Source organism: Pedobacter hiemivivus (assembly GCF_004331685.1).
Classification (GTDB): domain Bacteria; phylum Bacteroidota; class Bacteroidia; order Sphingobacteriales; family Sphingobacteriaceae; genus Pedobacter; species Pedobacter hiemivivus.
Map to the genome: position 1 here is coordinate 96,345 of NZ_SJSM01000009.1, position 13,181 is coordinate 109,525.

The 13,181-nt window shown below is 39.3% G+C and carries 10 protein-coding genes; 1 reads left to right on the forward strand and 9 read right to left on the reverse strand.

Annotation, left to right across the window (positions count from 1 at the left end; genetic code table 11):
• Positions 1-13: 13 nt before the first annotated feature.
• From EZ444_RS15270 to EZ444_RS15295, 6 genes are all read right to left on the reverse strand, one after another.
• Positions 14-1,474, reverse strand: coding sequence for a SusF/SusE family outer membrane protein (locus EZ444_RS15270; RefSeq protein WP_131610018.1), 1,461 nt, complete (start codon positions 1,472-1,474; stop codon positions 14-16).
• A gap of 10 nt (positions 1,475-1,484) precedes the next feature.
• Positions 1,485-2,261 (reverse strand): hypothetical protein, encoded by a 777-nt coding sequence (locus tag EZ444_RS15275; protein WP_131610019.1) that lies wholly within the window; start codon positions 2,259-2,261, stop codon positions 1,485-1,487.
• Between the two features lie 7 nt (positions 2,262-2,268).
• Positions 2,269-2,766: a DUF5004 domain-containing protein gene (locus tag EZ444_RS15280; RefSeq protein WP_131610020.1), complete on the reverse strand. Its 498-nt coding sequence runs from the start codon at positions 2,764-2,766 to the stop codon at positions 2,269-2,271.
• 24 nt (positions 2,767-2,790) lie between these two features.
• Positions 2,791-4,167 carry a RagB/SusD family nutrient uptake outer membrane protein gene (locus EZ444_RS15285; RefSeq protein WP_131610021.1) on the reverse strand — a complete coding sequence of 459 codons (1,377 nt, stop codon included), beginning with the start codon at positions 4,165-4,167 and terminating at the stop codon, positions 2,791-2,793.
• 24 nt (positions 4,168-4,191) lie between these two features.
• On the reverse strand, positions 4,192-7,248 hold the full coding sequence (locus EZ444_RS15290; protein WP_131610022.1) for a SusC/RagA family TonB-linked outer membrane protein: 3,057 nt from the start codon (positions 7,246-7,248) through the stop codon (positions 4,192-4,194).
• A gap of 473 nt (positions 7,249-7,721) precedes the next feature.
• A complete protein-coding gene (locus EZ444_RS15295) occupies positions 7,722-8,735 on the reverse strand; it encodes a LacI family DNA-binding transcriptional regulator (RefSeq protein WP_131610023.1) in 1,014 nt (337 codons plus the stop codon).
• Between the two features lie 203 nt (positions 8,736-8,938).
• On the opposite strand from EZ444_RS15295, the gene EZ444_RS15300 reads away from it, so the two are divergent.
• Positions 8,939-10,096, forward strand: coding sequence for a fatty acid desaturase family protein (locus EZ444_RS15300; RefSeq protein WP_131610024.1), 1,158 nt, complete (start codon positions 8,939-8,941; stop codon positions 10,094-10,096).
• Positions 10,097-10,102: 6 nt separating this feature from the next.
• Here the strand turns inward: EZ444_RS15300 and EZ444_RS15305 are convergent, their stop codons facing one another.
• From EZ444_RS15305 to EZ444_RS15315, 3 genes are all read right to left on the reverse strand, one after another.
• On the reverse strand, positions 10,103-10,795 hold the full coding sequence (locus EZ444_RS15305; RefSeq protein ID WP_131610025.1) for a GDSL-type esterase/lipase family protein: 693 nt from the start codon (positions 10,793-10,795) through the stop codon (positions 10,103-10,105).
• Between the two features lie 38 nt (positions 10,796-10,833).
• A complete protein-coding gene (gene glpT / locus EZ444_RS15310; protein WP_131610026.1) occupies positions 10,834-12,174 on the reverse strand; it encodes a glycerol-3-phosphate transporter in 1,341 nt (446 codons plus the stop codon).
• Between the two features lie 89 nt (positions 12,175-12,263).
• On the reverse strand, positions 12,264-13,166 hold the full coding sequence (locus EZ444_RS15315) for a glycerophosphodiester phosphodiesterase family protein (RefSeq protein WP_131610027.1): 903 nt from the start codon (positions 13,164-13,166) through the stop codon (positions 12,264-12,266).
• Positions 13,167-13,181 lie beyond the last annotated feature (15 nt).

The following is a 13,181-nucleotide window of genomic DNA, read 5'->3' on the forward strand; positions in this document are numbered from 1 at the left end:
AACTGCTAAAAATTTACTTGTTATAGAATATATAATCTCCGGTCAAATCGTTGAATAGGATTTTATAAGTCCCGGCCTTTACACTCAAGTTGCCTGCGTTTATAGTTGTCTTACCATATTTAGCATCTGCATTTGCTGCTACGCCCCAGTTTACATCCCAACCGGAAGCAATCCTGAATTTCATCTCCGTATTTGCAGCGATGGTTTGCGTAATTACCCAGATATGTGAGTTAAAAGAACTTTTGCTCATTGCTGTGATATCAGCCCAATCATTAAAGTTTCCTATAATTCCAATAGAAGCATAAGTTGTTGCACCCGCAACACTATATGGAGCAATAGAAAAAGTTAAGGCATTGATATCAATCTTCACCGTATAAAAGCCTGCCGTTGCTACATGATAAGTTCCGGGATCAGGATCAGATCCTTTAGCTTTTAGCGCTACACCATTGCTTCCATTATTGCCATATTGGGTCTCCCAACTGCCAACAACAGTAATAAATTTAAAGTCGCCTACATTCAAATAACCAGTATATATATAAGCTCCCCTATTGGTCGCATCACGGAACATATGGGTTGGGTTACCATTGTCCCAGCCAAACTCGGAAGCATCTCCAACCATAAACAAACTCACATCCCTCAGTACAGAAATGTCATTTGTATAATCAGAGAATTTAGTAAATGTACCCGAACTAGCCTCTACACTCCATTTTAAGGTCGCAATAGCCGATTGATCTGCAAAGCCTGCAGCTGTGAGCTTGGCATCAAAATCCTTATAGCTTACGGATAAATTAGAATCCAGACCGCTATTGTTCGATGTAAATTCAAACAATGGAGTTGTAAAACTACCGTCTGGCTTAATGAATTTCACCTTATAAGTGACATTGGCACCTACTTTTCCTGCAAAAGATTTTTGCCATTTAAAATTCAACGACTGGGCGGTTAAGATCGGATTGATAGTAGTCACATTTGCACTCGAAACCGGGCCATATAGTATAAAATTTGATACCCCATCGCCAAACCTGGTTACCGAAATATTAAAGGTTTCTCCATTTACTTTTAAGGAACCATTATCGGCAATTACCCGCCAAATCAAATCGGCCTTAGCTCCATCGGCTATACCTTTTGCTTTCAATGCATCATCCAGTTGTTTCTGAGTTAAAGTAAGCGTAGCCGCTTTGCCACCATTATCTGAAGGAAATTCAAGGATCGGTTGATCGATTGCGCCTGATTTTAAAGCAACAACCCATTTGTAAGTAGGTGCAGTATTTACACCTGGCTTGGCCGCTGTCCAACTAATTACTATAGTTTTACCCGGTGTTGCCGAATTGAGTACCAACATGGTATTGTTAGCTGGTGCAGTTGCAGTAAAGGCACCTAATGCCTCTCCCTTTGATGCCTCATCAAAAGTTGTTTCTTTACACCCAAAAGCAAATGCTACAAGCACAAGGAGTGTATATAATATTTTGTATTTCATTGCCTTTAGATTAATTGAACACCGTATAAACCACTTCTATTACTGGGCCGCTAGTTGACACATCGAGCCCCGCTGCATCTTTTACAGTGCCACTAAACTGATAAGTAAACTTAGCTAGCTTAGTTCCGGCAGGAACAGTGATCACTCTGTCGGGTATAAAAGAATAAGAGAATAGAATCGTTGACTCCTTTACTGCTGCAATACCTTGTTTCGACCCCACTACGTTATTGGCCTCATTATAAAAGCTAAGATTCACCTTTATGTTAGTCATCCTTTGCAGATTAATATCCGTAGCCAGGTTTTGATGAAAGTAAACTGTAGCCATATCCGTATTATCCAATTTTGCCGGGAATAGTCTAAACTGCGATGCCGTAAACACGAGTGGATCAAACTTAAATGGTTTATAATCGGGTGTTTGTTTTGATCCATCTACACTTTTCCCAAGGAAGCCGAAATTAATCAGCTCAGCAGGACTTTGACCAAAAAGGACAGTCCCTGTAAACTTAAAGGTGAATATATTGGTCGCTGTTTTAGTCATTTTTGCATTTGGAGATGAAGCACCCCATTGCCCATTTGTACTGGCATCCTTACCGCCACCTACGCCATCATTAGAAAATGCCCAGATATAAACATCATTAGCCCCCTCCAATGGACTTCCAGTTACATCAAGTGTAATGGTCACCTCATCTTCGGAAGTAAATGTTGCAGGGCTAAAAGTGACTTTTGATTGTCCAGATGCCCATATTGCACCAAAACAGCATATAATTAATAATAATATCTTTTTCATGATCTGCTTACTTTTTAGTGAATTCGTACTGATAAGACAGGATTACTTTCCCATTCAACTTTTTATCTCTTTTTATCAATAGCTTACCCGATTTCAGGCTTACATAAGAACCTATGCTTAAGCTGTTAGTTACCGTACCATTTTTTAACGAAATAGTAGTCGGCACTTTTACATCATCAACCGTCCAATTACCTGAAGTTAAGTCAGCGATTTTGGGTGAATTGCCTGAGGTGATAGTAAAAGTAGATGGGTTGCCTTGTGCATCGCCCATAAAAGCAATAACCAGGTCGGTATATGGGTACACCGATGTGATGTCTATTTGTTTGTAAGGGAAGCCCTTTGTGGTAGCATCTTGATCAATTTGTGTCACTTTAGTTAAGCCCCAGGTACCTTGAATAGATTTCACAACATTTTGTGGTTCGCCTATCGGTGGAAACTCTTCCGGTTTACAGCTCCATATCGAGAAGATACAGATGGCGAATAGAATATATTGAATACGTTTCATACGTTTATCTTTTAAAATTTAGGATTAAAAACAGTTGCCTTCAGGATTGCGTTGGAAATTTACATTCGTACCCATTTCTTCCTGAGGGAATTGGAGAATAAAGCCTGGACAGTTCCAAACTGAACCCCGTTTATCAATATTCTCGCCCTTAGCTCCAATCCGTTTAATCTCCGAAAGTCTGTTGCCCTCTCCAGCTAGTTCCAAACCGCGTTCAAAGCGAGCATTAGTAATGATAAAGGCAGGGGTCGATCCAACTGGGATACTCTTGGTACCAGCATATGCCCTATTCATAATGTCATTGATATCCTGAATGGCCACTGGTAGATTGGCATTGTTTTCTGCCGCAGCCTCAGCTCTGATTAACTTCATTTGTGTGAGGTAAATCACCGGAACATTAAACCTGTCTTTGTTGTATTTCGTAATCACGATATTCCCTGGATACTTAACCACATCAAATAGTGTTTTTCTAACATCATTTGGCGTGTTTACCATGGCATAAAACGCAGTTGTAAACCTCATATTTGGTAGCCCATTGTCTGAACGGAATTGATTTCTTAATTCTGCGCCCGGTTCAAAAGCTCCCCTGGTACTAATCATCTGAAATATACTCTCTGTTGATCCTGTTTCAGTGAAACGAGCTGCATAAGTTGCATCAAGCGTAAACTTCTTACTTTCAATAACCTGATTTGCGTAATTGTAAGCATTTTGAAAATCGTTCATCTGAAAGTATACTTTTGCGAGTAAACCCTTAGCAGCCCATTTTGTTGGCAACCCATTATTTACATCTGGCAGTTTGTTTTCTGCATCTTTTAAATCAGTAATAATCTGATCATAAACTTGTTTGACCGTTGACCTATTTTTGGTAACTACTGCAGTACTTAACCTAATTGTAATACCCAGGTGAGAATTATCTGCGGTAAAACCCCAAGGCTGAGCAAACAACTTAACCACTTCAAAGTGAACAAGCGCTCTTACAAATTTTGCCTGACCTTCGATGTTATCTTTAGTGGTTGTAGCTTTATCTAAGTTCTCCAACACTAAATTAGCGCGATAAACACCCTGATACATTCCTACATACATATCCCGCTTATAGTCACCAAAAATGGATGATTTACGCCCGTAAAACTCGCCAAAATCGCCACTCAAATTGGTGCCATTTAGTTGGTCTGCCATCATTTCATTCACGGCTTGGATTTTCCCACCAAACATCGCATCTCCACCTACAACCTGGTAAGCAGAATTCATCACCTGAGTTAACCCAGCTTCATCTCCTATAGCTTGCTCTTTATTTAACGCATCCTGTGGTGGTGCGTCAAGATATTTCTTACATCCTGTTCCGGTACCTGCGAGTACAGCAAGTATCGCAACCGTTTTTAAAATATTTTTATAATTGAATTTCATCTTCTTATCTATTATGGTCAACAATTAAAATGAAGTAGATAACCCAACCGACACACTTTTTTGCTGTGGTGTAGTCAGGTATGTTACATTCGGACTCATGTTTCTATCCTGATTGTTTTCAAAATCTCTGGCCACCTCTGGGTCACCTCCTGGATATTTACTAAAGGTTAGTAGGTTCATGCCTGACGCAAAAATCTTTAAAGTTTGCAGCCTCAATTTATTAGCAAAGCTAGCTGGTAGGTTATAAGCGAGTGTCACTTCTCTCAACCTCACAAAAGTGGCATCGTACAGGAACATGGTCGAATTATACTGCCATTCGCTTGATAAGCCAGGATAAGTTCCCGTGCTCATCGTTAAACGAGGAAACTTAGCAATGTCACCAGGTTTTTGCCAGCGATCAGAGATATCTGAACGGATGTTCCAGTCAGTTACAATACCTAACTGGCGTTTAGCAGAACCATCATAAAGGTTACCACCAATAGCGAAGGTGAATAGCGTGTTTAGCTCAAAACCTTTATAACTAAAGGTATTCGTTAAGCCACCTACATAGTCTGGCAATACCTGACCGGTATTTATACGATCGTCTAATGAGAAAGTTTTTGTTTCATAACCATCCTTGTTTAACCAGATTGGTAAGCCGTCAGCCGGATCAACACCTTTATAACGCACCAAATAGTTTACACCCAATGGATAGCCAATGGAAATTCTGGTATCATTTGTTCCGCCGCGTACAGCATCAGCAGAAAAATCACCAAGGCTAACCACTTCATTTCTATTTTTAGAAATATTTAATCTGGTGATCCATTTAAAATTATCAGATTGAATATTTATCGTATTCAAGCTCAGCTCTACCCCTTCGTTTAGGATTTCGCCAACGTTAACCCAGCCCCTTAAGAAACCAGTTGAAGGCGAAATACCGCCATCCAATAGCGCGCCTTTAGTTTTTTTGTGGTAATAAGAAAACTCCCCACTAATTCTGTTATTGAATAAGCCGAAATCAAGCCCTATATCAAAATTACGCCCCTCTTCCCATTTTAATCCAGGATTTTCTACGTTGTCCGGGGCCACGGTGCCATTTCCGTTATATGATTTACCCTGATAAAAAATAGAATAATATTGACCGGAAGGGAAATTTGAACTACCTACTACACCATAACTTGTTCTCAGTTTTAAATTTGAGATCACTTTACTGTCACTTAAGAAGTTTTCCTGACTGATGTACCATGAAGCTGAGGCAGCAGGGAAAAATCCATACTTATTGTTTGGCCCAAATTTAGAAGATCCATCCCTTCTGGCTAGAACTTGTAAGTAGTACTTATTGTCGTATGAATAGTTGATTCTTGAAAATAAAGAAGCGAAAGTGTTTCTATCAGCCCCCAATACATAGTTCAAAGAATTAGCTTTGATTTGATCAGCCAATGCTTTATCGTAACTCTGTGTATCTTTATTAAAAGGGCCATTTGCATCACCGTAAATACCGTCTTTGTATAAATTGCGATAGCTCTCTTGATTCTCTGCTCCAACAAGGAAAGACAATTTATGTTTATTACTGAATTCCAGATCATAATTTACCGTCCCGGTAAATGTGTGGTTCAATACTTTTACAGGCCATGCATTTGCATAACCAGAGCTTTGGTTTCTAAGGATAGCAGGCTGATATTGGTTCTCCTTCACATCCATGTTATCCATATTGGCAATTGCTTTAATACTTAAGTTCTTAACCGGTTTCAATTCGAATGTAACCCCTGCGATTAACCTATCAGTCACAGTTTTCCAATCCAACAGATCAACATTTTTCAAAGGATTTGCTGCATTGTTATAGTAAGATCCATCTGGATTAAAAGCGGGATAAATAGGCAAAGCAGTTGACATGGCCTCTCCCAATCCACCACCCCAGGCAGCATTTACCCTTTTGTTGGTTCCTCTATCGTATCCAACATTGATACTTGTTGTAAAATAAGAAGTAGGCTTAATATCAAAATTTGAGCGGAAACCATAACGTTCGTAAGCATTCCCTTTCAAAAAGCTTTCATTATTGCTATAATTAGCAGAGATAAAGCTTTTTATTTTCTCCGTTCCCTGACTAAAGGAAACACTCTGATCGTTAAGATGTCCAGTTTGAGTAACTAAGCCCCACCAATCTGTATTATTTTGCTCAGCCTGTGCCCAGGTTAAACCACCTGGTAAAGGCGCCAATCCAATATTTCCATCATTAGTCCATGCTTCCTGACGCAATTGTAACCATTCTGGTCCATTAACAAACTTAGGTTTGTTGGCATAAGTACTTACACCGTATTTAGTCGATAAGTTAAAGGTTGGCCTACCCAACTTCCCTCTTTTTGTAGTTACTAAAATTACCCCATTTGCACCACGCGAACCGTATATACCTGCAGCACCGGCATCTTTCAATACCTCTACGGATTCAATATCGTTCGCATTGATCGTTGCCAATGGGTTTTGATTCATACCACCACGATTTCCACCAATAAATGGGTCGGAAGTGATAGGAATACCATCTATCACATACAAGGGGTCTCCACCAGCCGAAATTGAGCCAATGCCTCGGATCCTGATGATTGAACCGCTACCAGCCAATCCGCTACCCGTTGTTACCTGAACACCAGGAGCCTGTCCTTGCAAACCAGCTTCGAAACTGGGGGTGGGGATAGCCGTTAGTTTATCTCCAGTTACTTTAGAGATAGAGCCGGTTACTTCACGTCTGGTTTGTGTACCGTAACCCACCACCACAACTTCGTTTAAACTCTGGTCTTCAGGTTTCAAACTAAAATTAGCAACTGTACTGCCGTTTATCTTTACAGATTCTTGTTTAGGCTGGTAACCAACATAGCTGATCAACAGCGATACTGTTCCATTACTTAATCCAACGATCTTGTAAGTACCATCTGCATTGGTAAGGGTGTTTCTACTTAAACTTTTGATCTGTACAGATGCTCCCGGTAAGGGTAGTCCGGCTTCGTCTAGTACCTTTCCAACCAGCGAGCCGGTCTGGGCATTTGCCCCAAGTGCTATCAAAACCAAAAGCACCAAAAGGTAATGCTTTTTTAGGTAAAATACTTTCATATTTAAACTCGTTTTTAGGGTGTAATATTTGGTTAACGTTAAGTGTATGTAACACTTATGGTAAATTTACAGTCGGCAACGACAATTCAAAATTTTATATCACATTTATTTTTAACACCATATTTTATACTTCTAAACCTCTAAAATGGGCATGAAAATTTGCATACCATCTTCTGAAAAAATAGATTATAAATTACCTAATAAGCTGAAATACAATAAAATACAAACCAAATAAGCCTTCTTACACTACTAGCTACAGTTGCGTGTTTTTTCTCAATTACCGGGAACGATCCCGGGATCGTTCCCGGACTTATCAACACTTTTTGATAGGGTCCAAAGAAAAAGGGAGAAGAATTCTGCGTGAAATCGCAAAACCTTCAGATTTTTTTTTCAAAACAGGCTGTTTTTGAGGCCCAAAAAAGCCCTCTTTTTTGACTCGAAATTTTAAAGATTTTAGACGTCTTTTTAGCCCCTTAACTTAGCTCTGTTGACCGTCTTTTAATCAACTTAGAATTTAGCACGATCTTCTCGTTTGGATCTACAGATTCTGGGTTCTCCAGCATCTTAAATAGAAGGTTTGCAGCTTCTATTCCGATCTTAGTAGCAGGCTGGGTAATTGTTGTTAGCGAAGGATTTAATAAGGGAGCAATCTCCAAACTTGAAAAGCCGATTACTTTTAGTTGATCCGGTACAGAAATATTCAAATCGTAACAAGCATAATAAGTAGCAAAGGCCAACCTTTCCACAGAAGTAAATACGCCATCTGGTTTTAATTCCGTCAGCATTTGCTTCAATATCCCGTTATTTTTGGAGTAGCTGTTTGTACAATCAACCACAAGACGGTCATCATAGGGGATATTATATTTCAACAAGGCATCTATATAGCCCTGCATCCTAAATTTACCGATAGAGAGGTTCTTATTAATAACCAGGTAAGCAATGCGCTTACAGCCTTGCTTGATCAAGTGCTGGGTAGCAGAAAAGCTGCTATCATAATCATTGGTAATTACCCTTGGCGTAATGATATCCTCATAAACCCTATCGAAAAATACCAGTGGCAGACGCTTTTGCGTTAGTTCGTTCAAATAATTATGGTCATTTGCCTCACCCGATACCGACATGATGATCCCGTCGGCACGGCCATTATGGAGGTGTTGAATAAATGAAACTTCCTTTTCATACACGTCATCCGTAGCATAGATCAGAATATGATACCCCTTTTCACGCGCAACCCGTTCAATACCATGTATTGCTTGCGAGAAAAAATTATTGCCCAGCTCCGGAACAATCACTGCAATCGTTTTACTCCGCTGCTCTCTAAGATTACTTGCGTAATGATTAGGCTGATAATTAAATTCCTTTGCCTTAGAAAGTATTCTTTCCTTAGTTTCCTTATTGATATCGCTATTATCCCTAAAAGCCCTGGACACTGTTGAAGTAGACAGGTTCAGCGCTTTGGCCAACTGCTTAATATTGATGTTCTGCATCTATGTTTAGATAATTATTGATAGAGAACTATTAATTTAGGGTAAATATAATCGAAAATACAAACGTATTTAGATTTAACAGCTAAATAATCATATAACGAACCTAAACAATAACAATATGCTAATCTTGGGTACGTTATAATTATGTTACATTAGCCGAATCAAAAAAGGGACATAACACTGCCCGAGGAATACAATAATTTATGAGAAAAAAGGTTAGGTTCACGAATGTCAATAATTCGACATTTTACGTGACAGTGCGGAAAAGGGTAGATGCTTATTTTACGGACAATAATATTTCAATACATGCAAATCGGGCCATGTGGTTCAAAACCCTCTTCTTCCTTACGGGTTTAGTTGCTGTTTATCTAATGGTCCTTCTGGGTGGTTTTAATGCAGCGGTTACACTTGTACTATGTGCCATATTAGGTACGTTTGGCGCTTTTGTAGGCTTTAACGTATGCCATGATGCCATCCACAAATCGTACTCTGCAAATCCGACTATCAACAAGTTTTTCAGCTTTGTTTTTAACCTGATTGGTGCCAGTCCGTATGTTTGGAACATCTGTCATAATATTGTTCACCATACTTATACCAATATAGCAGGACATGATGAGGACATTGATGTTGCCCCCGGATTAATTCGTTTCTCAGAATCAGAAACCGTTAATAAGGTACAAAGCTACCAACATTACTATGCCTTTGTGCTGTACAGCTTCGCCATGCTTTCCTGGGTTTTCAGGAAAGATTATAAAAAATTCTTTCAGAAAAAGATTGGAGAGCATGTTTCTTCACACCCTAGAATAGAATACTTTAAATTGTTCTTCTATAAAGGAATTTACTATTTCCTCTTTATTGTGCTTCCATTATTGGTGATGAACATTAGCTGGTGGCAATTTGTAGTTGGCTTTTTGGTGATGCAATTTTCACAAGGACTTGTATTGGGACTGGTTTTCCAACTTGCACACGTAGTAGAGGGTACTAGCTTTCCTTTTCCTAATGAGGAAGGAAATATTGAAGAGGCCTGGGCCGTACATCAACTGCAAACTACGGCAAACTTTGCGGTAGACTGCAAGGTGACCGGCTTTTTATGTGGGGGACTAAATAGACAGATTGAGCATCATCTTTTTCCAAAAGTATGTCATATCCACTACCCTGCTATCGGTGCAATTGTAAAACAAACCGCAGCCGAATTTAATCTTGGCTATATTGAGAGTCCTACTTTTAGTGCAGCTTTAGTGTCTCATTATAAAACGCTGAAAAGGTTAGGAAAGGAAACATATAACGAGACTCCTTACATAAACAGGCCTGAACAATATCTGAACAGGCCCGCTATGGCATTTGCAAAAAATAAGATATAAAGGGTGCTATTTTAAATAGTCACCCTTTTTGAGCACCTCTGCCCAAACCTGATAACCTTCTGGCTTCAGGTGCAATCCATCGTGTGTTAGATTAGCTTTTAAATGACTTTCTGAATCTAAGAACGCTGGGTACAGATCGATGATCGTTACCTTTTTATCAGCTAGCTTCCTGATCTCCGAATTGAGCCATAAAATGTGCTCATCTTTACCATAATGATTCTTGAACTTATTAAATGAGCTGTTTACTGGTAACAGGGTATAGAAATAGATCTTCGTCTTTTTCGAACCCGCTTTTATTCTGCCAATGATATTTTTATAATTCCTTAAGATGATGCTATCGGGAATATTTCTAGACACATCATTGATTCCTATCAATACAAATACTTTTGAAGGTTTGCCAGTTATTACCTGATCCAGACGCTCTAAAACACCAAAGGTGATATCTCCAGAGATCCCCCTGTTTTTAGCATTAGGTAAATCCAATAATTTACCCCAGTCTGTTCCGGCAGTAATGCTGTTCCCTAAAAAGACGTAATCCTTTTTTTTGATGCCTTCTGTTTTAAAGGCTTCAACCTTTTTAAGGTAAGCACCCGGTCTGTAAGTGCTATCCCATTTTGCTACCTGAGCCTTTGTACTTGCTGAGGCCAGCATCAGGATTAAACTTAATCCTGCAATGATTTTGTGAAATGAATGGTTCATTTTATGTTTGGTTATATGAAGCTCCTAAAGTAATAAATTTACATCGCTGCTAAATTCCTTTTTTCTCTGTTCCAGGTTAATGCGGTAAAGAAGATAGATAAGACACATGCGGCTACTATCACTTCGAAACCTCCATCCCAGCCCCATTTATCTACTACTAGACCGATGGCAATATTGGCAAATAAAGCACCACCCATGTAACCAAAAAGACCAGTCAATCCAGCCGCAGTACCCGCCGCTTTTTTAGGTACCAGATCTAGTGCCTGCACCCCAATAAGCATCACAGGACCATAAATCAAGAAGCCTATCGCAATCAATGCAGCATTGTCAATCCAGATGTTTCCAGGTGGGTTTTTCCAGTATACCAATACGGCAACCAGTACCAACACCATATATATGATCGTTGCCGGAGCCCTGCGTCCTTTAAATACTTTATCACTGATCAAACCACAAAGTAGCGTCCCTGGAATACCTGCATACTCGTAAAAGAAATAGGCCATACCTGACTCTTTTAAAGAAAAACCTTTGGCTTCTTCAAGAAAAGTAGGTGCCCAGTCTAAAATTCCATATCTAACCAGGTATACAAAAGCATTCGCAAAGGCGATGTACCATAACATCCTGTTGTTAAATACGTATTTGAAAAAGATCTCCTTAGCAGTAAACTCCTTTTCCTGATCTGCAGAATAGTTTTTTGGATAATCGTTTTTGTATTCCTCAATAGGCGGTAATCCACAAGATTGTGGCGTATCTCTAACCAAAATATAGGCTATGACTGCAAAAAACAACGCAATAAAGCCTGGGAAGTAAAACTTACTGTGCCAGTCGGCAAAGATCTCTATAGCTAAAATAGCGATAGGTCCTACTAAACCGCCACCCACATTATGCGCTACGTTCCAGATAGACATCATGGTACCACGCTCCTTTATAGAGTACCAGTGTACCACTACCCTACCGCATGGGGGCCATCCCATCCCTTGAAACCATCCGTTAAGGAATAACAAGATAAACATGACAGCAATAGATGAAGTTGCAAAAGGAAACATCCCCATAAAAATCATGGTAAAGGCAGACAGCACCAATCCGGCAGTAAGGAAATTACGGGCATTGCTTCGGTCTGAAACATTCCCCATTAAGAACTTGCTTAAGCCATAAGCAATGGATACGCCTGAAAGTGCAAAGCCCAACTGCGCTTTACTAAATCCTTGATCAATAAGATCAGGCATAGCCAGTGAAAAATTTTTACGTACCAGGTAGTAACCAGCATAACCTAAAAATATCCCAAGAAAGACTTTTAAACGTTGCTTTTTATATTCAGGATCTATCCTGTTTAAAGGTAACAGCTCTTTATGTGGAGCCGGTGAAAATAATTTAATACTCATTTAGATTGGTTAGTCGATATTGTTTTTGGTTAGTTGATGGTATTGGTTTGAGTAGGGTTATTATCTTGAAGAGCGTTATACCTTTATAGTTAGTTGACAAACAGGCCTGGATAATCGGAAATGATGCCATCTACATTTAACTGCTTTAAATTCGCGATATCTTCCTTGGTATTTGCTGTCCAAGGGATCACTTTAATCTTACGCTCGTGGCATTGCTTTACCAGATCAGCAGTTACCATTTTAAAAGCCGGGCTTAAAATAAAAGGATTGAAACCAAGATCTTCAAGATTTTGTGCTACAGTTTTTTTATTATCCACCAGGTAAGAGGTACGCACATTAGGATATTTTTTATGTAGAACTTGTAATGTTCTTTTATCGAAAGACTGAATCACTACATACGGAGTAATTCCTTTTTCGGTGATCACATCCATCAACAGTTTCACAAATTCCTCAGGTCCTGGATTTACAATACCATCACCCTTAGCACTGCATTTGGTTTCTATGTTATAGAACATCTGTTTTTTCCCTTTGGTGTACTGCTGTACATCATCAATTAAGTCTGCTAGTAAAGGGATATAGGTCTTAATCTTTTTCTGCTCAGGAAAAAGTAAGTGCGGTTTTGAGCCAAGATCAAATTGTTTCAATGTACTATAGTCCATCTGGTATACCGGATACTTTTTAGCATCTGATTTTGGGATTTCTTTACCCTCTGGGGTTAGCATAAATGCAGGACTCAAGTAATCATCATGTGTAACTACAACTTTGCCATCTTTGGTAATGTGTGTATCCATTTCCAAAGTAGTAATGCCTAAATCGATAGCGTAGCGCATAGCGATGATCGTATTTTCTGGCACTATACCTCTTCCACCTCTGTGTCCTTCGGTACTAAATGCAGGAAATTTCGCGTTAGCAGTTGAATTGGAGTTTTTCATGGTTTTGCAGGCCGACAAACTTAACAAAGCCGCAGCGGCTACACAAATTACATTCTTCATTGATTTATATTTAGT